The following is a 22,197-nucleotide window of genomic DNA, read 5'->3' as shown; positions in this document are numbered from 1 at the left end:
GGCTTTGCTATCCTCGCCGGCATGAAAACATCACTCCCCCTCAGCCTGATCGCGGCCCTCGCCGAGAACCGCGTGATTGGTATCGACAACAGCATGCCCTGGCACCTGCCGGGGGATTTCAAGTATTTCAAGGCCACCACCCTGGGCAAGCCGATCATCATGGGTCGCAAGACCTGGGATTCGCTGGGCCGTTCGCTTCCGGGGCGCTTGAACCTGGTGGTCAGCCGTCAGCCGGGCTTGCAGCTCGAAGGCGCCGAGGTGTTCGCCTCGCTCGATGAAGCCATGCTGCGTGCCGAGCAATGGGCACTGGCGCAGGGCGTCGATGAGCTGATGCTGATCGGCGGCGCGCAGTTGTATACCCAGGCCATCGAGCGCGGCCTGGCGGATCGCCTGTACCTGACGCGGGTTGAGCTGAGCCCGCAAGGGGATGCGTGGTTTCCGCAGTTTGATGCGGCGCAGTGGAAGTTGGCGTCGAGCCAGGCCAATGCGGCTGAAGGTGACAAGCCGGCGTATCACTTCGAGGTCTGGGAGAAGGCCTGAAAAACATCGCCGGCTAGGCTCCCACAGTGTCATATGCATCCACTGTGAGAGCCGGCCTTGCCGGCGATGAGGCCCTTCAGGGCGGCGCAGGACTCAGGAATGCGTCAGCTGCGCATGCTCCTGCGCATCCAGCACCGACTTGTCGGTCTGCTTGAGCATCTGGCTGGTAATCGCCCCAGCCGTCATCGAACCGTTGACGTTCAACGCCGTGCGGCCCATGTCGATCAGCGGTTCGACCGAGATCAGCAAGGCCACCAGCTCCACCGGCAAGCCCATGGCCGGCAATACGATCAACGCCGCGAAGGTCGCACCGCCGCCGACACCGGCAACACCTGCCGAGCTCAAGGTGACGATCGCCACCAGGGTGGCAATCCACAGCGGGTCAAACGGATCGATACCCACCGCTGGCGCCACCATCACCGCCAACATCGCCGGGTACAGTCCGGCGCAGCCGTTCTGGCCAATGGTCGCGCCAAACGACGCGGCAAAGCTTGCGATCGACTGCGGAATGCCCAGGCGCAGGGTTTGCGCCTCGATGCTCAGCGGGATGCTGGCGGCGCTGGAACGGCTGGTAAAGGCAAAGGTCAGCACCGGCCAGACCTTGCGGAAAAAGCGCAGCGGGTTAACGCCGCTCAGCGCCAGCAGCACGCCGTGCACCACGAACATCAGGCCCAGACCGATGTACGAGACCACCACGAAACTGCCGAGCTTGAGGATGTCGTCCAGGTTCGAACTGGCCACCACCTTGGTCATCAACGCCAGCACGCCATAGGGGGTGAGTTTCATCACCAGGCGCACCAGGCGCATTACCCAGGCTTGCAGGGTGTCGATGGCGGCCAGGGCGCGGTTGCCCTTTTCGGCGTCATCCTTGAGCAGTTGCAGGGCGGCCATGCCGAGGAACACGGCAAAGATCACCACGCTGATGATCGAGGTCGGCTTGGCCCGGGCCAGGTCGCCTACCGGGTTGCTGGGGATGAACGACAGCAGCAACTGCGGGATATTCAGGTCGATGACCTTGCCCACGTAGTCGCTCTGGATCGCCGCCATGCGCGCGGTTTCGGCGGTGCCGGCCACCAGGCCTTCGGCGGTCAGGCCGAACAGGTTGGTCAGGACGATGCCGATCAGCGCGGCGATGGCCGTGGTGAACAGCAGCGTGCCGATGGTCAGGAAGCTGATCTTGCCCAGCGACGAGGCGTTGTGCAGGCGCGCCACGGCACTGAGGATCGAGGCGAAGATCAGCGGCATGACGATCATCTGCAGCAACTGCACGTAGCCGTTGCCGACCAGGTCGAGCCAGCTGATGGTGGCCTTGAGGACCGGGTTGCCGGCGCCATAAATGGCATGCAGGGCAGCGCCAAACAGCACGCCGAGGACCAGGCCGACCAGGACCTTCTTGGCCAGGCTCCAGTTGCCATGACGGGTTTGCGCCAGGCCTAGCAGCAAGGCCAGGAACGCCAGCAGATTGAGAGACAACGGCAGGTTCATTGAAGCTCCAGGAAAAAAGGCGGGGCATCGCCTCTGTGTGCGATTGCGAACAGAAATGCTAACAGCATGAAAACCAACGAATTTATATCGAAATGGAATTTAGATAGTCGTTTTTGGAATAACGACAGGTCGCAAACAGAATGTTAGTGGCCGCTCAGGGGCGTGTCGGTGTCGCTGTCGGGTCGGTGCTCATTGCAGGCTTTGTTAGCGTGGGCGGGCCACTTTTCTGGAGAAAAGCACATGACGTCTGCTCCGAAAATCCTCGCCGCCGGCCTCGCCCTGTTGCTTACCGGGCACAGCTGGGCCACCGATCTCAAGCACTGGCCGGCCGAGGCTGCCAAGCAACTGGACAGCATGATCGCGGCCAATGCCAACAAGGGCAACTATGCGGTCTTCGACATGGACAACACCAGCTATCGCTTCGACCTCGAAGAATCGCTGCTGCCGTTCATGGAGAACAAGGGCCTGCTCAGCCGCGACAAACTCGACCCGTCGCTCAAGCTCATTCCCTTCAAGGACACAGCCGAGCACAAGGAGAGCCTGTTCAGTTACTACTACCGGCTTTGCGAAATCGACGACATGGTCTGCTACCCCTGGGTCGCCCAGGTGTTTTCCGGCTTCACCCTCAAGGAGCTCAAGGGCTATGTCGACGAGCTGATGGCCTCGGGCAAGCCAGTGCCAAGCACTTATTTCGACGGTGATCAGGTCAAGGCCATCGAGGTGCAAGCGCCGAAAGTGTTCGCAGGCCAAGCCGAGCTGTTCAACAAGCTGATGGAGAACGGCATCGAGGTCTACGTGATCAGCGCCGCCTCCGAGGAGCTGGTGCGCATGGTCGCCGCCGACCCCAAGTACGGCTACAACGTCAAACCGCAGAACGTGATCGGCGTCAGCCTGCTGCTCAAGGACCGCGACAGCGGCGCCCTGACCACCGCGCGCAAGCAGATCAGCGCCGGCAGCTATGACCCGCAGACCAACATGGGCCTGGAGCTGACTCCCTACCTGTGGACCCCGGCCACCTGGATGGCCGGCAAACAGGCGGCCATTCTCACCTACATCGACGAATGGAAGAAGCCGGTGCTGGTCGGTGGCGATACCCCAACCAGTGACGGCTACATGCAGTTTCATAGCGTCGACGTGGCCAAGGGCGGCATCCACCTGTGGATAAATCGCAAGGCCAAGTACATGGACCAGCTTAACGGCATGATTGCCAAGCATGCCGCGGCGCAGGCTAAAGAAGGATTGCCGGTGACGGCGGACAAGAACTGGGTGATCGTTACGCCGGAGCAGATTCAGTAAGGACGATCACGGGCCAAGCCCGCTCCTGCAGTCTGTAGGAGCGGGCTTGGCCCACGATGCTATTAAAGGCCGTCCAGCAGTGCCTTGTTGCGAACCGCACCCTTGTCGGCGCTGGTCGCCAGCAGGGCGTAGGCCTTGAGCGCCGTGGTCACTTTGCGTGGCCGCGCTTCGACCGGCTTCCAGCCTTTCTTGTCCTGCTCGACACGGCGCGCCGCCAGCTCTTCATCGCTGACCAGCAGGTTGATCGAGCGGTTGGGGATGTCGATCAACACCTTGTCGCCGTCCTGCACCAGGCCAATGGCGCCGCCGGCTGCGGCTTCTGGCGAAGCGTGGCCGATCGACAGGCCCGAGGTGCCGCCAGAGAAGCGGCCGTCGGTGAGCAGGGCGCAGGCTTTGCCCAGGCCCTTGGACTTGAGGTACGAGGTCGGGTAGAGCATCTCTTGCATGCCCGGGCCGCCTTTCGGACCTTCGTAGCGGATGATGACGATGTCACCGGCCTTCACTTCGTCGGCAAGGATGCCGCGCACGGCGCTGTCCTGGCTTTCGAAGATCTTGGCGTTGCCTTCGAACACATGGATCGACTCGTCGACGCCGGCGGTTTTCACCACGCAGCCGTCCAGGGCGATGTTGCCGTACAGCACGGCCAGACCGCCTTCTTGCGAGTAGGCGTGCTCGACGCTGCGGATGCAGCCGTTTTCACGGTCGTCATCCAGGCTCGGCCAGCGGGTCGACTGGCTGAACGCAGTCTGCGTCGGGATGCCGGCCGGGCCCGCCTTGAAGAAGTGGTGCACCGCTTCGTCGCTGGTCTGGGTGATGTCCCACTTGGCGATGGCTTCTTCCATGCTCGGGCTGTGCACGGTCGGCAGGTCGGTGTGCAGCAGGCCGCCACGGGCCAGCGAGCCGAGGATGCTGAAGATGCCGCCGGCGCGGTGGACGTCTTCCATGTGGTACTTCTGAATGTTCGGCGCCACCTTGCACAGCTGCGGCACTTTGCGCGACAGGCGATCGATGTCGCGCAGGTCGAAAGCGATCTCGGCCTCCTGGGCAGCGGCCAGCAGGTGCAGGATGGTGTTGGTCGAGCCGCCCATGGCGATGTCGAGCATCATGGCGTTCTCGAACGCCTTGAAGTTGGCGATGTTGCGCGGCAGCACGCTCTGGTCGTTGTCGCCGTAGTAGCGCTTGCACAGCTCGACGATGGTGCGCCCGGCTTGCAGGAACAGCTGCTCGCGGTCGCTGTGGGTGGCCAGGGTCGAACCGTTGCCTGGCAGGGCCAGGCCCAGGGCTTCGGTCAGGCAGTTCATCGAGTTGGCGGTGAACATGCCGGAGCACGAACCGCAGGTCGGGCAGGCGCTGCGCTCGTACTCGGCGACTTTTTCATCGCTGGCAGTGGAGTCGGCGGCAATGACCATGGCATCGACCAGGTCCAGGCCGTGGCTGGCCAGCTTGGTCTTGCCGGCTTCCATCGGCCCGCCGGAAACGAAGATCACCGGGATGTTCAGGCGCAGGGCGGCCATCAGCATGCCGGGGGTGATCTTGTCGCAGTTGGAGATGCAGACGATGGCATCGGCGCAGTGGGCGTTGACCATGTACTCGACCGAGTCGGCAATGATCTCGCGGCTTGGCAGCGAATAGAGCATGCCGTCATGGCCCATGGCGATGCCGTCGTCGACCGCGATGGTGTTGAACTCCTTGGCCACGCCACCGGCGCGTTCGATCTCGCGGGCCACCAGCTGGCCCAGGTCCTTCAGGTGCACGTGGCCCGGGACGAACTGGGTGAACGAGTTGGCGATGGCGATGATCGGTTTCTTGAAGTCTTCGTCCTTCATCCCGGTGGCACGCCAGAGGGCGCGGGCGCCGGCCATATTGCGGCCGTGGGTGGACGTTTTCGAGCGGTAATCAGGCATGAAGCACTCCTGGCGGCTAATCAGGTAACAAAAAGGGGAGTGAGCTTCTCTTGTCCTTTGCACCGAAGGCAGGTGGCCGCTGGTACGGATGAAGCCGAGATCGCCGCGGGATCGCCGTGCGCTCGGCCAGAGCTCATAAACCCGCCGGGGATGACTGGCGATGAATAGCCCGATTCTACACCGCTGCGGCCTTGAGGGAATGGCGTTGTGATAATTGGCCGTTGGCGCAGGCCGCAAGGTAAAGGCCTTGGCGTCGGCTGCCAGGCTTTAGGTAGACTTGCGCGCCTCGCACCCCACTGGCCAAAAGGATTTGCAATGCCTGCGATAAATCGATCTTTACTGTTTTACCTGGCCATTGGCCTGCTGCAAGGCCTGGTGTTCCTCTTCGCCAGGCACATCCAGATTGATATCGCCGGGCTGCCATTCGGCTTATGCGCCGCCGTGCTGGTGGCCGGGGTCAACCTGCAACTGCTCGGCAGTGCGGTGTTGCAACGCGGTACCGGTTGGCTGGTCCTGGGCCTGACGCTGCTGATCGGCTTTATCAGCAGCTGGACCTTCAGCCAGGACACCCTGGGCTGGGTCTGGCAGAGCTCATGGCTGGCCGCAGTTGTGGTGACCTACATCGGCACCGCCTTCATCCTCAGCTGGCCGACCCGCGAAGGGCTGCGACCGCGTTATGAAGACCTGTTCCGGCATGCCTGGAACAACATCTTCATCGTCCTCCTGGCGCTGCTGTTCACTCTGTTGTTCTGGCTGCTGCTGTGGTTGTGCGGGCGCTTGTTCCTGATGCTTGGCATCCCCCAGGTCGAAGACGTGCTGACTTCGGCGCCGGTAGTGCGCATCGGCCTGGCGGTAGTGTTCTCCCTGGGGATGCGCATGGGCCTGGAGAACGAAAAAGTCATCGGCCTGTTGCGCGGCGTGCTGCTGACCCTGTGCCGTGTGTTGCTGCCATTGAGCGCGCTGATCGCCTTACTGTTCAGCTTGATGCTGCCGTTTACCGGGTTGCAGCCGATCTGGAATACCGGCTACTCGACCACCATCCTGTTGTTGCTGGTGGCCATCAACCTGTTTTTGGTCAACGGCGTGTTTCAGGATGGCCATCAGGCCAATCCCTATCCGGGCGTGCTCAAGCGCCTGGTCGAGGCCTGCTTGCTGTGCTTGCCGGTGCTGGTGGCGCTGGCGGGCTATTCAAGCTGGTTGCGGGTGAATCAGTACGGCCTGACGCCTGAGCGTATCCTCGCCCTGTTGCTGATCGGCGTGATGCAGGTGCACAGCCTTGCTGCGCTGTGGGCGGTGCTTGCCTCGGGCAAGGGCTGGCTCAATAGCCTGCGGGTCAGTAACCCGTGGATTGCTCTGCTCAGCGCGGTGCTGGTGGTGCTGTTCTATACGCCGCTGCTGAACCCTTTGCAGCTCAGTGCCAACAACCAGGTCGAGCGCCTGCTTAGCGGGCGTACCGCGATCCAGGAATTCGATGCCAGAACCTTGTATCACAGCCTGGGCAAGCCGGGACGTGAGGCGTTCATGGCGTTGGAAGAGCGGCTCAAGACTGACGAGCTGTTCGACGCTGAAGGCCGCAAGAGGCTGCAGTGGATCATGGAGGAATCCCACTCGCGGTATGGCGAAGACACTCGCGGGCCGAAACTGGAATGGTTGGGCCCCGAGCAGCCTGGCAGCGAGGCGTTCGCCAAGATGGTCATGGCCGAGACTCAATGCACCGGCAGGGGCTGCTATCTGTGGGGCGTGGACATGGATGGCGACGGGCGCAACGAAGTGTTGATGATCCCGCGGCACACCTACGCATCCAGCGTTTTCCTGTTTGCCCGCGAGGGCAAGGGTGAGTGGCGCGAAGTCGGTAGCCTGCACAGTATTCGCGATAACACCGAGCGCCTGGTTCAGCTGATCCGCCATGGGCAGATGAAACCGGTGATGCCGCGCTACAAGACGCTGACCATTGATGGTGTCGACCTGACCTGGCAGCCCAACCGCTAGCGTATTGCAGGCGAAAAAAATCCCGGCACCAGGCCGGGATTTTTTATTGCATCACGCCTTAGCTGTTCGGCAGCAGGCGGCAGGTGATGCTCTTGATGTAGCGGGTTTCCGGGATCGCCGGGTGGACCGGGTGATCCGGGCCCTGGCCGCCGCGTTCGAGCAACTGGATATTGCGGTCCAGGTGGCGGGCGCTGGTCAGCAGGATGTTCTGCAGGTCGTCTTCCGGCAGGTGCATCGAGCAGGATGCACTGACCAGGATGCCGTCCTTGGTCAGCAGGCGCATGGCCTGTTCGTTCAGGCGGCGGTAGGCGCCTTCGCCGTTTTTCAGGTCTTTCTTGCGCTTGATGAAGGCGGGCGGGTCGGCCACGATCACGTCGAAACGCTCTTCGGAGGCCTTGAGCTCTTTTAGCGCTTCGAACACGTCGCCTTCGATGCAGGTCAGCTTCTCGGCAATGCCGTTGAGCCCGGCGTTACGCTCGACGCCGTCCAGGGCAAAGCCCGAGGCATCGACGCAGAACACTTCGCTGGCACCAAAGGCACCGGCCTGCACGCCCCAGCCGCCGATGTAGCTGAACAGGTCGAGCACGCGCTTGCCCTTGACGTACGGCGCCAGGCGCGCGCGGTTCATGCGGTGGTCGTAGAACCAGCCGGTCTTCTGGCCTTCCATGACCGGCGCTTCGAACTTCACGCCGTTCTCTTCCAGGGCCACCCACTCCGGTACCAGGCCGAACACGGTTTCGACATAACGGCCCAGGCCTTCGGCATCGCGCGCGGCGGAGTCGTTCTTGAACAGGATGCCGGTGGGCTTGAGCACCTGAACCAGCGCGGCGATCACGTCATCCTTGTGCTGTTCCATGGTCGCCGAAGCGAGCTGGACCACCAGGATATCGCCGAAACGATCGACCACCAGGCCCGGCAGCAGGTCGGAATCGCCGTACACCAGGCGGTAGAACGGCTTGTCGAACAGGCGCTCGCGCAGCGACAGGGCAACGTTGATGCGGTGCACCAGCAGCGACTTGTCCAGGGCCAGCTTGGCGTCACGCGACAGCAGGCGGGCGCAGATCAGGTTGTTCGGGCTCATGGCGACGACGCCCAGGGCCTTGCCGCCGGCGGTCTCGAGGATCGCCTGGTCTCCGGCCTTGAAGCCATGCAGCGGGGTCGCGGCGACGTCGATTTCGTTGCTGTAGACCCACAGGTGGCCGGCGCGCAGGCGGCGGTCGGCATTGGCTTTGAGACGAAGGCTGGGCAGGGACATGACGTCGCTCCGGGAAAAAAGAGCGGGATTATAACCCGATGCCTGGTTCCTCGACGGGGAATAGCGACAAATTGCAACAGAGCGATGGCCTTTAGCTTCACCCCTGGCCAGTACGATCAGGTTAGAATCGCCGCTCAGCCCCGAGTGTGTACTTATGTCCCAGGAACTCTCCGCCGAACAGATCCAGCATGCCCTGCAAGGCATCAGCGTACCGCCGCAGCCGCAGATCATGGTTGACCTGCAGTTCGAGCAATACATGCCCGACCCCGACCTGGAGGTGATCGCCAAGCTGATCTCCCAGGACCCGGGCCTGTCCGGCGCGTTGCTCAAGCTGGTCAACTCGCCGTACTACGGCCTGACCAACAAGATTGCCTCGATCCAGCGTGCGGTGAACCTGCTTGGCAGCCGCTCGATCATCAACCTGATCAACGCCCAGTCGATCAAGGGCGAGATGAGCGACGACACTATCGTCACCCTCAACCGTTTCTGGGACACCGCCCAGGACGTGGCCATGACCTGCCTGACCCTGGCCAAGCGCATCGGCTCGCAGGCGGTGGACGAAGCCTATGCCCTGGGCCTGTTCCATGATTGCGGCGTGCCATTGATGCTCAAGCGCTTCCCCGAGTACATGAGCGTGCTCGAGGATGCCTACGCCAGCGCTGGTGCCGAACAACGGGTGGTCGACACCGAGAACCAGGTGTTCAACACCAACCACGCGGTGGTCGGTTACTACACCGCCAAGTCGTGGCGCCTGCCCGAGCACCTGAGCAACGCCATCGCCAACCATCACAACGCCCTGGCGGTGTTCAGCGATGACTCGGCACGCAACAGCCAGCTGAAAAACCTGCTGGCGATTCTGAAAATGGCCGAGCACATCTGCGCTTCGTACCGGGTGCTGGGCAACCAGAGCATCGACCACGAATGGAATACCGTCGGGCACCTGGTGCTCGATTATGTCGGCCTGTCCGAGTATGACTTCGAGAACCTCAAACAGACCATTCGTGAAATGGGCGGTCATTGATCCATGCCGGAATTGCCAGAAGTCGAAACCACCCGGCGCGGTATCGCGCCTTACCTGGAAGGCCAGCGGGTCAGCCGGGTGATCGTGCGTGACCGGCGCCTGCGCTGGCCGATCCCCGAGGACCTCGATATTCGCCTTTCCGGGCAGCGTTTCGTCAAGGTCGAGCGGCGGGCCAAGTACCTGCTGCTCAATGCCGAAGTCGGCACCCTGATCAGCCACTTGGGTATGTCCGGTAATCTGCGTCTGGTCGAGATCGGTCTACCGGCGGCCAAGCATGAGCATGTGGATATCGAACTGGAATCCGGCCTGGCCCTGCGCTACACCGACCCACGGCGCTTCGGTGCGATGCTCTGGAGCCTTGATCCACTCAATCATGAGTTGCTGATCAAGCTCGGCCCCGAGCCTTTGACCGATCTGTTCGACGGCGAACGGCTGTTCCAGCTGTCGCGGGGCAGGTCGATGGCGGTCAAGCCGTTCATCATGGACAACGCGGTAGTGGTCGGGGTTGGCAATATCTATGCGACCGAAGCGTTGTTTGCTGCCGGTATCGACCCGCGCCGTGAAGCCGGGAGCATTTCCCGGGCGCGTTACCTGAAACTTGCGATCGAGATCAAACGCATCCTCGCCTGCGCCATCGAGCGTGGCGGCACCACTTTGCGCGACTTTATCGGCGGCGACGGCCAGCCGGGTTACTTTCAGCAGGAATTGTTCGTCTACGGGCGCGGGGAAGAACCGTGCAAGATCTGCGGCAGCATCCTGCGTGAGGTCAAACTTGGCCAGCGCGCCAGCGTCTACTGCCCGCGCTGCCAGAAGTGAAACGGCTCAACGTGGGCTGAGCACCTGTGCGGCGCCCACGCCGCGGGGGTCGCTGGCGGCTTCGAGGGTTTGCCCGGCCTTGTCCCAGTACAGCACCTGTTGATTGCCATAGCTGCGGCCCAGGTCCTTGAGCTGGTAGCCGCGCGCCTGCAGTTCGCGTTGCTGCCCGGCGTTGAAAGCCCCCGGTTCGTGCTCGACCACATCGGGCAGGTACTGGTGGTGATAGCGCGGCACCGCCGGCCATTCGGCCACCGGCCTGCCCTCAAGAAAGCCCATCATCGACAGCAGCACCATGCTCGGAATGCGGCTGCCGCCCGGCGTGCCGAAGGCGGCGAACTGGGTCGGGCTCTCGATAAAGCTCGGGCTCATGCTCGACAGTGGCCGTTTGCCGGCGGCCACGGCATTGGCCTGGCTGCCGGCCAGGCCGTAACTGTTGCTGCCATGCGGGTCGGCGGCAAAGTCGTCCATTTCGTTGTTCAGCACCACGCCGGTGCCCGGGGCAGTAAACGCGGCGCCGAACGGTAGGTTGACCGACAGCGTCGCGGCCACGGCATTGCCGTCGGCGTCGATCACTGCAAAGTGGGTGGTGTGATCCCCCTCGCGCCAGGCCGGGGCGGGCGGCAGGCTGCTGCTGGGCGTTGCCTGGTGCACGTCGATGCTATCGGCCAGCGACGTCAGGTAATTGCGCGCGAGCAGCTGTGGTATCGGATTGCTGACGTAGTCCGGATCGCCGAGCAGGCCGCGGTCACGGTAGGCCCGGCGCAATACTTCCAGTACGTAATGGCTGCGCTGTACAGGCTCGGCGCTCTGCCAAGGCAGGCGCTGCAGCATCGCCAGGCTCTGGGCCAGGGCCACGCCACCGGCTGACGGCGGCGGGGCGCTGATCAGTTCGCGTTGATTGGCCAGCTGGTAGCGCAGCGGCTCGCGTTTGGCGGTGCGGTAGTTGGCCAGGTCATCCAGGCTCCAGATCCCGCCTGCGGCCTGTACCCCCTGCACCATGGCCTGGGCGGTCGGGCCGGCATAGAAACCGTCGCGGCCCTGGCTGGCGATGCGTTCAAGGGTTATGGCCAGTTGCGGTTGGCGGATTTTAGCGCCCAGGGCCGGCACTTCACCGTTGATCAGGAACAGACGGGCGCTTTCTGGATTGTCGCGCAGTGCGCTCAAGCGCATTTGCGCGCGGTCGCGGTAGATGCGGTCGACAGCGAAACCCTGGTTGGCCAGGCGTATGGCCGGGGCCAGGGTGCTTTTCAGTGGCAGTTTGCCGTAATGGGCGGCGAGATCGGCGAGGGCTGCCGGCAAGCCGGGAATCGCCGCGGCCAGCGGGCCATTGATCGACAAGCCCGGCTGGACCTTGCCGTCCTTGAGGTACATGGCTTCGCTGGCCTTGCCCGGTGCGCGCTCGCGGGCATCGATAAAGGCGTAGCGGGCAGGCGTGTGGCCCTCGCGCAGCAGGAAGAAGCCACCGCCGCCCAGGCCTGAACCATAAGGTTCGACCACTGCCAGGGCGGCGCTGACGGCAATGGCGGCGTCGAAGGCGTTACCGCCCTGCTCGAGAATTTCGCGGGCGGCGGCAGTCGCATCGCTATGCGGCGTGGCAATCGCCGCGCGGCCTGGGCCTTGTGCCTGGGCACTGGCCATCCCCAGCGCCAGGGCGGCGCCAAGGACCAGCGGAGCAAGCCGGGCGACGAACGGCATCAGGCCTTGCCGGTAATTCGGCGGTATTTTTCCATCAGCTGCGCTTCGGTCTCCGGATGCGCTTCATCCAGCGGGATGCAGTCGACCGGGCAGACTTGCTGGCATTGCGGCTCGTCGTAGTGGCCGACGCACTGGGTGCACAGGTTGGGGTCGATCACGTAGATCTCTTCGCCTTGAGAGATCGCAGCGTTCGGGCACTCGGGTTCGCAGACGTCGCAGTTGATGCAATCGTCGGTGATGATCAGGGACATGGGGACTCCGGCCAGGGCTCAGAACCCGGGCATTTGAAAACCAATGGGCATAATTGTGCCGCATTAGCGCCCGCAGTGCACGCGGGCGCCATGGTCAAATCGCCGATGTCACTTCTTGAAGCGTTCGGTCAGGGCCTCGGCCACCACCGGGTGGACGAATTTGGTGATGTCACCGCCCAGCGCCGCGATTTCCCGGACCAGGGTCGAGGAAATGAACGAATAGCGCTCTGAAGGCGTAAGGAACAGGCTCTCGACGTCGGGCGCCAGTTGGCGGTTCATGTTCGCCAGCTGGAACTCGTACTCGAAGTCCGAAACAGCCCGCAGGCCGCGCAGGAACACATTGGCCTGCTGTTCCTTGGCGAAATGCGCCAGCAAAGTGGAGAAGCCGATGACTTCGACATTGGGCAGGTGCTTGGTGACCTCGCGAGCCAGTTCCACCCGTTGCTCCAGCGGGAACAGTGGGTTTTTCTTCGGGCTGGCGGCGACCGCAATGATCACCTGGTCGAACAGCCGCGAGGCACGCTCGACCAGATCGCCATGGCCCTTGGTAATAGGGTCGAAAGTACCTGGGTACAACACTCGGTTCATCGCGTCGTCCTGGCAGGAGTGCGTTGGGGAGTCGGATGGTATCGCAGCAGTGGCGGTCGGCCAAGTCGCCCGACCACGCTGAAGGCACTATAGACAGTGCGGCCATTTGTTGTCATCTGCCAACAACCAGGCGTGCAGCCAGGGCGTCGCTGAGCCGGGCACTCAAGCCATACACCGACAGTTGCGGGTTGGCGCCGATGCTGGTGGGGAACAGCGAGCCGTCGTGGATCGACAGGTTTTCCAGCTGATGATGCCGGCCCAGGCTGTCGCATACGGCCTGGCGCGGGTCTTCGCCCATGGCGCAGCCGCCCATGACGTGGGCGCTGCCCAGCCGGGTACGAAACAGCTCGAGGTTCAGGCCGTCGATCATCTGCCGGGCTTCGGCCAGGGTTTTCATATGGCCGGCATCGCTATGCACCGGCATCACGCTGTCGGCGCCGGCGGCGAACTGGATCTCGGCCATGCTCTGGAAGGCCCGACGCACGCCGTCCCAGGCATAGGGCGACACGGGGTAGTCGAGCACCGGCGAGCCATCGCCACGCAACTGCACCTCGCCGCCGACGCTGTCCGGGTGAAAGCCGTCGCGCAGCAGGGCGAGCATCACGTGGGTATGCGGCAGTTGCTCCATGCGCAGGGCGTTGTCCTTGCCGAAGCTGCCCAGCAAGGTGCTGGCCAGCGCCGGGTGCAGGGGCGGTACCTCGAGCTTGTAGCCCATCGGACCGCTGACGCCGTCGCGCCATTGGAAATGGTCGGAGTAGATCGACTGCGGCGCGCCGTAGAACGGATTGACCTTGTCCTTGAACAGCCCGGCGCTGAAGTTGACCAGGTGCAGGAAGGTGCGCTTGCCCAGGCGCTCATGGGGGTCCGGAGCGTCCGAGCGCAGCAGCAGGCCGGGGCTGTTGATACCGCCGCCGGCAAGGATGTAATGCCGGGCCTTGACCCGGATCTGCCGGCCGGTGGGCTCGACGCAGCGCGCGTCCATGGCCACGCACTGCAGGCCGCTGATCTGTTCGCCGTTGTGTTCCAGGCGCTCGGCGCGGGCCAGGTACAGCAGCTCGCCGCCGTGCTCGAGGGTTGCCGGAATGCTGGTGACCAGCATCGACTGCTTGGCGTTGACCGGGCAACCCATGCCGCAATAGCCCAGGTTCCAGCAGCCGCGCACGTTGCGCGGGATCACCTTCCAGTTGTAGCCCAGCGCCTCGCAGCCGCGGCGCAGTGCTTCGTTGTTGGCGTTGGGCGGCATGATCCACGGCTCGATACCCAGGCGCTGCTCCATGCGTGCGAACCATGGCGCCAATTCGGCGCTGCTCAGGCCTTTAACCCCGTGTTCGCGGGCCCAGTGCTCCAGCGTTGGCTCCGGTGTGCGAAAGCTGGAGGTCCAGTTGATCAGGGTGGTGCCGCCGACCGCGCGGCCTTGCAGGATGGTGATGGCGCCGTCCTTGCTCATGCGGCCGATGCCTTCCTGGTAAAGGCTGGCGTAGGCCTGGTCTTCAAGCATGTGAAAGTCGCTGCTGGTTTTCAGCGGGCCTTCTTCGATCAGCAGTACCTTGAAGCCTGCAGCGCTGAGCAGTTCGGCACTGGTGGCGCCGCCGGCACCGCTGCCGATGATGGCGATGTCGGTCTCAAGGCTCAGGTCCTGGTCCAGGCGCGAGGCGTCACGGGTTTTCCAGCCACGGCCAAGGCCGTCGCGAAACAGGTCGGGTACGGGCATCTTCAGCCTCTTGTGGTTATCGATGGATCAGACCTTGGGCGGCCCGGGGTAACCGCAATGGGCCCAGGATTCAGGCAGTTCGTACCAGGCCATGTGCAGCAGTTGCAGCAGCGAGGCATGGCCCATGCGCAGCAAGTTCAGCGAGCTGTCCTGCCAGCGCTGCAGAAAGGCTTCGATCTGCACGCTGCTGGTGTTGTCCCAGCTGCCCCAGATGCCGGTCAACGGTCCGCGGGTAACCGCCATGGCGAGCACGTCGAACAGTTGCCGGGTCAGCTTGAGCATGGCCGGCGACAGCGCGGCGAGTTTGTTGTCCAGCCCGCGCAGCAAGGCATCGCGGTTGTCCGCCGCCTGGGTGCCGGCCAGGACTACCGGAATCAGCGCGTGCAGGATCGGCAGGTCGTTTTCGCGCAGGGTAATGAAGCCGCTGGCCGGTGTTTGCGCCGAGCAGCCGCCGAGGCTGGCACCCAGCCCGGCGGTGGCGAGGAAGGCGCTGGCGCCGAGGCTGAACTTGAGTAGCCCGCGCCGGCTCAGCACGGGGTTTACAGGCAGGCTTGTGGTCATTGTTATCAGGCCCGGGGAGGTTTTTCAGCGAATGAACAGTTTGTACACCAGCTTGAGCAGCGCTTTGCCGTAGGGCGGGTAGATCAGCCGCGCGGCATTGAAACGCTGCTTGGCGAACACCGCCCTGGCCTTGCTGAAGGTCAGGAAACCTTCATGGCCGTGGTAATGGCCCATGCCCGAGGGGCCGATGCCGCCAAACGGCAGGTCGTCCTGGGCGACGTGCAACAGGGTGTCGTTAAGGCACACGCCACCGGAGTGGGTCTGTTCCAGTACCCGTTGCTGCTCGTTATGCTCGTAGCCGAAGTAATACAGCGCCAGTGGGCGCGGGCGCTGATTGATGTAGGCCAGCGCCTGGTCAAGGCTGTCGTAGGGCACCAGCGGCAGCAGCGGGCCGAAAATTTCGTCCTGCATCACGCGCATGTCGTCGCTGACCCCGAGCAGCAGGTGCGGTGGTAGGCGCCGGCCCTGGCGCGGCTCTTGTGGATAAAGGTCAATGATCTCGCCGCCCTTGCTGCGGGCATCCTCAAGGTAGCTTTCCAGGCGGGCCAGGTGGCGCGGGTTGATGATCGCGCTGTAGTCCGGGTTGTCGGCCAGGGTCGGGTAGAAGCGCCGGACGACGTCGCGGTAGGCAGTGGCGAAGTCAGCCAGGCGCTCACGTGGCACCAGCACGTAGTCGGGAGCCACGCAGGTCTGGCCAGCATTGAGGGTCTTGCCGAAGGCGATGCGTTCGGCGGCGTCGGCCAGCGGTACGCTCGACGAGACGATGGCCGGCGATTTTCCGCCTAGTTCCAGGGTTACCGGCGTGAGGTTTTGCGCGGCGGCGAGCATCACCTGGCGGCCGACGCTGGTGGCCCCGGTAAACAGCAGGTGATCGAACGGCAGGCGCGAGAAGGTCTGGGCCACGTCGGCCTCACCCAGCACCACGCTGACCAGGTCTTCGGGGAAGATGCTGTCGAGTAATTGCTGGAGCAGCAGGCCGGTCGCCGGGGTCGCTTCGCTGAGCTTGAGCATCACCCGGTTGCCGGCGGCCAGGGCGCAGGTCAGCGGGCCGATGGTGAGAAACAGCGGGTAGTTCCACGGCACGATGATGCCGACCACTCCCAGCGGTTGGTACTGGACCTCGGCGCTGGCCGGCTGGAAGGCCAGGCCTACCTTGCGCCTGGAGGCTTTCATCCACTGCTTGAGGTGCTTTTCGCCATGGCGCAGGCCCTGAATGCTCGGCATCAGTTCGGCCAGCAGGGTTTCGTCGGCGCTACGGCCAGAGAAGTCTTCGCTGATCGCTGCGATCAACGCGTCCTGATGCTCCAGCAGGGCTTCGCGCAGGCACTTCAGCCATTGCCGGCGCTGCGGCGCAGAGGGCAGGGGGTTACCGGCAAAGGCCTGGCGCTGGGTGGCGAACACTGCGTCAAGGGCGGCGAATTCGGTGGGCGGCAGGGAGCGGGTAGCGTCGGCAAGCATGCGAAACTCCACGGCAAGGCAGGTTTTCTAGAGCATATACTCTAATATGTGTCCGGTGCGACTGTTTTTCACAGCGCCTGCGGGTACATACCGGTGTGGATACACCGTAAGATGGACCTATTCATTCAAGCTCAACGCCTGGAATTGATCATGGCCCCGCGTATCAAGACCCGCGAGCGCATCGTGCAGAACAGCCTGGAGCTGTTCAACCAGCAGGGCGAGCGCAGTGTCAGCACCAACCACATTGCCGCGCACATGGAGATTTCGCCCGGCAACCTGTACTACCACTTCGCCAACAAGCAGGAAATCATCGCCGTGCTCTTCACCCAGTATGAAGAGCTGGTTGAGAGCTTTTTGCGCCCGTCCCAGGGGCGCGTTGCCACCGTTGAAGACAAACGCTTTTACCTCAAGGCGCTGCTGGCGGCGATGTGGAACTACCGCTTTTTGCACCGCGACCTGGAACACCTGCTCGACAGCGACAAGGAACTGGCCGCCCGCTATCGACGCTTCTCCCAGCGCTGCCTGCTGCAGGGCCAGGCGATTTACCGCGGCTTCGTCGAGGCCGGTATCGTCGAGATGGACAGCGTGCAGATCGAGTCGCTGACCCTCAATGCCTGGATCATCCTCACATCCTGGGTGCGTTTTCTCTGCACCACTCGCGAAAATTCTGCGCACTTGAGTGAAGAAGCCTTCAAGCGCGGTGTCTATCAGGTATTGGTGCTGGAGCTTGGCTTCGTCACCGCCAAGGCGCGCCCCGCCGTGGACGCCTTGTGCCAGGAATTCTACGTTTCGCTTAACCAGGCGCTGGAGCAATAACGCCCGGGCCTTATCCGTTCAATCGTTCAGGAGACTGTCATGCCCCTCGCGCAACTGATCACCGCCCAGCAATTGGCCGAACGCCTGGAGGCGCCGGCGCTGGTGATTCTCGATTGCCGTTTTGCCCTGGAAGACATCGATTATGGTCAACGCAGCTACGCCGAGGGGCATATTGCCGGGGCGCATTTTGCTGACCTTGAGCGCGACCTCAGCGGGCCGATCGTCAAGGGCCTGACCGGCCGCCACCCACTACCGAACCCCGCACAACTGGTCGAGCGGCTGCGCGCCTGGGGCATCGACAACGACAGTGAGATCGTTGTGTACGACGACGGCCCGGGCGCCTTCGCGGCCCGGGCCTGGTGGCTGCTGGCCTGGCTGGGCAAGCGCAGTGGTGTATCCATCCTCGATGGCGGTCTTAAAGCCTGGCACGCGGCCGGGCTGCCGCTGAGCCTCGACCCGCCGGTCAAGCGCGAAGGTAACTTCAGCGGCGAGCCAGACGATAGCCTGGTACTGGATGCCACGCAGTTGGCCGAGCGCCTGGGCCAGCCGGAACTTACGTTGATTGATGCCCGTGGGCTGCCGCGTTTTCGCGGCGAGGTCGAGCCAATCGATCCGGTGGCCGGGCATATTCCCGGTGCGCAGTGCGCGGCCTTTACCGACAATCTGGGCGCCGACGGGCGGTTTCTGCCGGCTGAGCAGCTCAAGCAGCGCTTTGCCCAGAAGCTGGATAAGCGTGCGCCAGAGCAACTGGTCGCTTACTGCGGCTCGGGGGTGACGGCTTGCCACAACCTGTTTGCCCTGGCGCTGGCGGGGTATCCGCTGGGCAAGCTGTATGCGGGCTCGTGGAGTGAGTGGATTACCGACTCCCAACGGCCGGTGGCCACCGGCGACTGATCAAGACAGTTGCTCCCCCTGTGGGAGCCGGCCTTGCCGGCGTTGCTTTTTCAGTCAGCTCTGTTTATCGCCAGCCACTGCGGAATCCGTCGCTCCAGGTAATACCCCGGATTGCGCACGCTGCCATCGACAAACCCTACATGCCCGCCCCGCGCATGCAGCTCAAAGGTGGTCTGCGCTGCCAGTTCATTGGCCGCTGGCAAGCTATGGGCAAACACGAACGGATCATCGCTGGAGTGGATGATCAGCGTCGGCGTGCGGTTCTCACCCAGAAAATACCGGCTGGAAGCGCGCTGGTAGTAATCCTTGGCATCGCGAAAGCCATTGAGCGGTGCGGTCACCCGGCCGTCGAAATCCCAGAAAGTACGCAGATTTTCCAGCGGACCCAGGCGCTCCAGCGCGGCCAGCCCTTCGTGGTGGCCGTGATGCTGGAAGTGGCGCTGCTTGTCCTTCACATACGCGAGCATGGCGCGCATGAAATGCGCCTGGTACACCCGGGAAAAGCCCAGGCCGATGCGATCGGCGCACTGGTCCAGGCGAAACGGCACCGACACCGCCACTGCCGCCTGCAACTGGCTGGCCGAGCCGGCTTCGCCCAGGTGCTTGAGCAGCACATTGCCACCCAGCGAATAACCTACGGCATATAGCGGCGCTTGCGGGCGCTGGGCGCGCAGGTGATCAATGGCTTCGGCCAGGTCTTCGCTGGCACCGGAATGGTAGCTGCGTGGCAGCAGGTTGGGTTCGCCCGAGCAGCCGCGCCAGTTCAGCGCCACGCTGGCCCATCCACGGTCGGCCAGGGCCTGTTGCATGCCGATGACGTACGGCGAGCTGGACGAGCCGGTGAGCCCGTGCAGTACCAGCACCACCGGGGTTGTCGCTTCATGGGGGCCGTGCCAGTCGAGGTCGAGGAAATCGCCATCAGCCAGCCACAGACGTTCGCGCTGGCGGCTCAGGGCCGCTGACTTGCGCCATAGCGGCCCCCAGAGCGTCTGCATGTGCGGATTGCCCAGCCCCAGGGCGGGTTTGAAGGGGCTGGGGGTTGAGGCAAACATCGTGGCGTACTCGCAGATATGTTTCAGACAAGTGTATGTCCGGTTACTGGCAGTTGCCCGCACCGGTCAGCCAGTCGCAGGCCCGGTCTCTGGCAAGAGGTCCTGGTCGACCGTCGGGCCGACACTGATTTGCACCAGCTTGTCGAGCTTCAGGTGTTTTTTCAACGCGACTTTCAGCTGATCCAGAGTCAGCGCCTGTACCTTGTCGAGAAACGCCTGGCGGCTGTCCAGCGGCAACTGGTTGACCCCGGTGTGGATCAGGATATCGCTGATCTGCTGGTTGCTCACTGAACCCAACAGGTAGCTGCCGTGCAGCTTGTGCTTCGCGTCTTCGACCTCCTGCGCGGTCGGGCCCTGTGCCGCGTAGTCTGCAAGCAATTGCTCGAACAACGCCATGCTGGCATCGCGGTACCTGGCCTCGACCTCAGTGGTAAAGGTCCACAGGCCGCTGGCAGGGTGCTGGATCAGCTTTGATCTGGCGCCATAGGTCAAACCACGTTGGCTGCGCAGTTCATCGAACAGGCGCGAAGTCGCGCCAGGGCCGCCCAGTATCAGATTGGCCAGGGTCAGCGCCGGCGCATCGGCATGGTGCACGCTGATGCCGGGTATGGCAAACAACAACAGCGCCTGGCTGCCCGAATGCTCAAGGTGATAGATCTCCGGCTCGAAAGCAGCGGGCGCTGGTAAAGGTGAGAGTGCCGGCCCCTCGGGCAGTGCTGACGATACTTGAAGCGCAATGGCTTGAGCCTGCTCAAGCGAAAGGTCACCGACCAGGGTGATCAGTGCATTGCCCGCAGCGAACGCTTGCTGGTGGAATGCGCGGATATCGGCAATGGTCAGCGATTTAATTGTCTGCCTGGTGCCGGTGCTGTTCGTCGCATAGGGGTGATTGGCGTAAGCATGCTGGTAAAGCAGGTCGGTGGCCCTGTAGTCCTGGAACTCCTGGCGTTGTATGAGCAGGCTGGTGAGCTGGTCCTTGATCTCTTGCAGCTTGTCATCGGCAAGTTGTGGTTTGCCGAGCACATCTGTCAGCAAGCCGACAGCTTTGCTGCTGTGCTTCTGGCTGCTGAGGCTGCGCAAAGTTACGGCCAGGCTGTCTCGCCCGGCCTGCTTGTGAAATTGTGCGCCGACCGCATCGAAACCTTCGGCAATCTGCAGGGCATCGTACTGGCCTGCGCCCTCATCGAGCATGCCCAGGGTGAGTTGTGCCAGGCCTGCTGCGCCATCATCGCGGGCGCTGCCGGCAGCGAATACAACTTGCAGGTCAAACATCGGCAAATGGTTGTTCTGCACAAACAACACCTGGCTGCCCTGAGGCGTGTGCCACGATTCGATCGGCAATTGAGGGATGCTTGTAAGGGGGGCGGTGGATTTCAGGGACTCCAGCTCAGATGCAGCGCTCTGGGCGTATGCAATGACAGATGTTAGGAGCAGGACGATAGGTAAAAGGTTTCGCGTGAACTTATTCATCATCGGCCTCCTTGGCCTGCAGATAAGCGACCGTGAGCCGTTCGCGGGTGAAGTAGGTGTTGGCGGCCTGCAGTACTTGTTCAGGCGTTATTCGCGCCAGGTCGTCGGCATCATTGTCCAGTTGAGCGGCTGGCAAGCCACTGCCGAGCAGGGCAGCCAAGTCGCCGGCCTGATAGTCGAGGGTGTCGCGGGCGAAGGTGTTTTCTGCCAGCAGCAGTGTTCGCGCCCGGGCAAGTTCGTCAGGTTCGGGAGGCGTCTTTTTCAGAGCCTGCAGTTGTGCCCAGATCGCCGCTTGCAGTTCGTCCAGTGGCCTGGGCTGAACGGTGTTGATTGAAGCCTGGATCTCGAACAGGTTATCGCCCCTGGCCACCGGGTCGTAGCTGACTTCAGGGCGTGATAGCAGTGTTTGCTGGCGCTCCAGCCGGGTGCTGAGGCGGGCGCTCAAGCCTTTGCCCAGCAGGGCCGAAAGCAGGCGCAAGGCATGTACGTCGGTTGCCGACTCTGCACTGGCATAGGTCGGGACGTTGAAGGCCATGACCAGGGTTGGCGTACTGAAATCTTCGTAGACCGTAACCTGACGGGGTCCGGGTGCAGCGGTCTGAAGAGGCTTTTTAATGAACGGCAGGTCTTGGCGGGGGAAACCGGCAAAATACTTTTCAACCTGGAGTTTCACCGCATCACGCCGCACATCGCCAACGATGATCAGCGTGGCATTGTTGGGCGCGTACCAGGTGCGATACCAGGCGCGCAGTTCATCATTGTGCATGCGCTGCAGATCGCTCATCCAGCCGATCACCGGGGTGTGATAGCTGCTTTGCGGGTAGGCAATGGCCTGCAGTTGCCCGAAGAGCCTTCGCAATGGATGGCTATCGACTTTCTCTCGCCGCTCAGCCTTGACCGCTTCGATTTCGCGCGCGAACTCGTGTTCGCTCAGCACTGCGCCTTTGAGCAGGTCGGCATTGAGCTCCAGCGCTACAGCCAGCCGATTACTGGGTAGCGTCTGATGATGCACGGTGAAGTCACGGAGGGTGTAGGCGTTGTCCTGGCCCCCCATGCGTTCGATGATCTGCGAGAACTGATCCGCGGCAGTCTTTGCGCTGCCTCGGTAGAGCAGGTGTTCGAGGGCGTGGGACAAACCGGACTGCCCGGGGTATTCGTGACTCGACCCCACCTTGACCAGCATGTGTGTGGTGACCACGGGCGCCCGGCGGTCTTCGCTGATGACTACGTGCAGGCCGTTGTCGAGGGTGAACTCATGGCGAATGGAGGGTTCGGCCAGGGCCAGGCCTGATAGCAGAAACAGGCCGAGCAGGCCGCTCCAGAGGGAGGTGCGTCGATCCATGACAGTGATCCTTGTGGTTGAAAACAAGGCGCACGATCAGGCAAGCGCAAAGG

At 63.0% G+C, this 22,197-nt stretch carries 19 protein-coding genes; 7 read left to right on the top strand and 12 right to left on the bottom strand.

Annotation, left to right across the window (positions count from 1 at the left end; genetic code table 11):
- Positions 1-21: 21 nt before the first annotated feature.
- The gene (locus ABIE20_RS17440) at positions 22-540 is read left to right on the top strand and encodes a dihydrofolate reductase (protein ID WP_429506199.1); all 519 of its coding nucleotides are present in this window, start codon (positions 22-24) and stop codon (positions 538-540) included.
- A gap of 93 nt (positions 541-633) precedes the next feature.
- Here ABIE20_RS17440 and ABIE20_RS17435 read toward each other — a convergent pair whose 3' ends face one another.
- Positions 634-2,025, bottom strand: coding sequence for an L-cystine transporter (locus ABIE20_RS17435; RefSeq protein WP_429506197.1), 1,392 nt, complete (start codon positions 2,023-2,025; stop codon positions 634-636).
- A gap of 240 nt (positions 2,026-2,265) precedes the next feature.
- On the opposite strand from ABIE20_RS17435, the gene ABIE20_RS17430 reads away from it, so the two are divergent.
- A complete protein-coding gene (locus ABIE20_RS17430) occupies positions 2,266-3,321 on the top strand; it encodes a haloacid dehalogenase-like hydrolase (RefSeq protein ID WP_429506195.1) in 1,056 nt (351 codons plus the stop codon).
- A 62-nt stretch (positions 3,322-3,383) separates the two neighbouring features.
- Here the strand turns inward: ABIE20_RS17430 and ilvD are convergent, their stop codons facing one another.
- A complete protein-coding gene (gene ilvD, locus ABIE20_RS17425; RefSeq protein WP_093377274.1) occupies positions 3,384-5,225 on the bottom strand; it encodes a dihydroxy-acid dehydratase in 1,842 nt (613 codons plus the stop codon).
- 315 nt (positions 5,226-5,540) lie between these two features.
- Between ilvD and ABIE20_RS17420 the strand changes: the two genes are divergently transcribed.
- Positions 5,541-7,214 carry a DUF4153 domain-containing protein gene (locus ABIE20_RS17420; RefSeq protein ID WP_429506194.1) on the top strand — a complete coding sequence of 558 codons (1,674 nt, stop codon included), beginning with the start codon at positions 5,541-5,543 and terminating at the stop codon, positions 7,212-7,214.
- 58 nt (positions 7,215-7,272) lie between these two features.
- Here ABIE20_RS17420 and ABIE20_RS17415 read toward each other — a convergent pair whose 3' ends face one another.
- Positions 7,273-8,469, bottom strand: a complete 1,197-nt coding sequence (locus ABIE20_RS17415; protein ID WP_130262400.1) for a class I SAM-dependent rRNA methyltransferase — start codon at positions 8,467-8,469, stop codon at positions 7,273-7,275.
- A 154-nt stretch (positions 8,470-8,623) separates the two neighbouring features.
- On the opposite strand from ABIE20_RS17415, the gene ABIE20_RS17410 reads away from it, so the two are divergent.
- Together ABIE20_RS17410 and mutM are read left to right on the top strand one after the other, a co-directional pair.
- On the top strand, positions 8,624-9,490 hold the full coding sequence (locus tag ABIE20_RS17410; RefSeq protein WP_429506193.1) for an HDOD domain-containing protein: 867 nt from the start codon (positions 8,624-8,626) through the stop codon (positions 9,488-9,490).
- Positions 9,491-9,493: 3 nt separating this feature from the next.
- Entirely contained in the window at positions 9,494-10,306 is an 813-nt protein-coding gene (gene mutM, locus ABIE20_RS17405) for a bifunctional DNA-formamidopyrimidine glycosylase/DNA-(apurinic or apyrimidinic site) lyase (RefSeq protein ID WP_429506191.1), read from the top strand.
- Between the two features lie 6 nt (positions 10,307-10,312).
- Here mutM and ggt read toward each other — a convergent pair whose 3' ends face one another.
- From ggt to ABIE20_RS17375, 6 genes are all read right to left on the bottom strand, one after another.
- Entirely contained in the window at positions 10,313-12,001 is a 1,689-nt protein-coding gene (gene ggt, locus ABIE20_RS17400; protein ID WP_429506190.1) for a gamma-glutamyltransferase, read from the bottom strand.
- Positions 12,001-12,252 (bottom strand): YfhL family 4Fe-4S dicluster ferredoxin, encoded by a 252-nt coding sequence (locus tag ABIE20_RS17395; RefSeq protein WP_038997674.1) that lies wholly within the window; start codon positions 12,250-12,252, stop codon positions 12,001-12,003. Before ABIE20_RS17395 ends, ggt begins: the two co-directional genes overlap by 1 nt.
- A gap of 108 nt (positions 12,253-12,360) precedes the next feature.
- Positions 12,361-12,840, bottom strand: coding sequence for a pantetheine-phosphate adenylyltransferase (gene coaD / locus ABIE20_RS17390; RefSeq protein ID WP_038997673.1), 480 nt, complete (start codon positions 12,838-12,840; stop codon positions 12,361-12,363).
- Between the two features lie 112 nt (positions 12,841-12,952).
- Positions 12,953-14,551, bottom strand: a complete 1,599-nt coding sequence (locus ABIE20_RS17385; protein ID WP_429506188.1) for a GMC family oxidoreductase N-terminal domain-containing protein — start codon at positions 14,549-14,551, stop codon at positions 12,953-12,955.
- Between the two features lie 27 nt (positions 14,552-14,578).
- Positions 14,579-15,112: a twin-arginine translocation pathway signal protein gene (locus ABIE20_RS17380; RefSeq protein WP_429506187.1), complete on the bottom strand. Its 534-nt coding sequence runs from the start codon at positions 15,110-15,112 to the stop codon at positions 14,579-14,581.
- 24 nt (positions 15,113-15,136) lie between these two features.
- On the bottom strand, positions 15,137-16,570 hold the full coding sequence (locus ABIE20_RS17375) for a coniferyl aldehyde dehydrogenase (protein ID WP_429506186.1): 1,434 nt from the start codon (positions 16,568-16,570) through the stop codon (positions 15,137-15,139).
- Between the two features lie 150 nt (positions 16,571-16,720).
- Between ABIE20_RS17375 and ABIE20_RS17370 the strand changes: the two genes are divergently transcribed.
- Positions 16,721-17,386, top strand: coding sequence for a TetR/AcrR family transcriptional regulator (locus ABIE20_RS17370; RefSeq protein ID WP_429506185.1), 666 nt, complete (start codon positions 16,721-16,723; stop codon positions 17,384-17,386).
- Positions 17,387-17,425: 39 nt separating this feature from the next.
- A complete protein-coding gene (locus ABIE20_RS17365; RefSeq protein WP_429506184.1) occupies positions 17,426-18,280 on the top strand; it encodes a sulfurtransferase in 855 nt (284 codons plus the stop codon).
- Between the two features lie 50 nt (positions 18,281-18,330).
- Here ABIE20_RS17365 and ABIE20_RS17360 read toward each other — a convergent pair whose 3' ends face one another.
- The 3 genes from ABIE20_RS17360 to ABIE20_RS17350 all read right to left on the bottom strand — a co-directional run bounded on the left by ABIE20_RS17360 (position 18,331) and on the right by ABIE20_RS17350 (position 22,144).
- Entirely contained in the window at positions 18,331-19,332 is a 1,002-nt protein-coding gene (locus ABIE20_RS17360; RefSeq protein ID WP_429506183.1) for a hydrolase, read from the bottom strand.
- Between the two features lie 66 nt (positions 19,333-19,398).
- On the bottom strand, positions 19,399-20,625 hold the full coding sequence (locus ABIE20_RS17355) for a M16 family metallopeptidase (RefSeq protein WP_429506181.1): 1,227 nt from the start codon (positions 20,623-20,625) through the stop codon (positions 19,399-19,401).
- Positions 20,626-20,794: 169 nt separating this feature from the next.
- A complete protein-coding gene (locus tag ABIE20_RS17350) occupies positions 20,795-22,144 on the bottom strand; it encodes a M16 family metallopeptidase (protein WP_429506179.1) in 1,350 nt (449 codons plus the stop codon).
- Positions 22,145-22,197: the final 53 nt, after the last annotated feature.

It is taken from the genome of Pseudomonas sp. 2835, from assembly GCF_050435905.1.
GTDB lineage: Bacteria > Pseudomonadota > Gammaproteobacteria > Pseudomonadales > Pseudomonadaceae > Aquipseudomonas.
The sequence above is the reverse complement of the archived record's forward strand: the minus strand, read 5'-3'. Positions and strand labels throughout refer to the sequence as shown.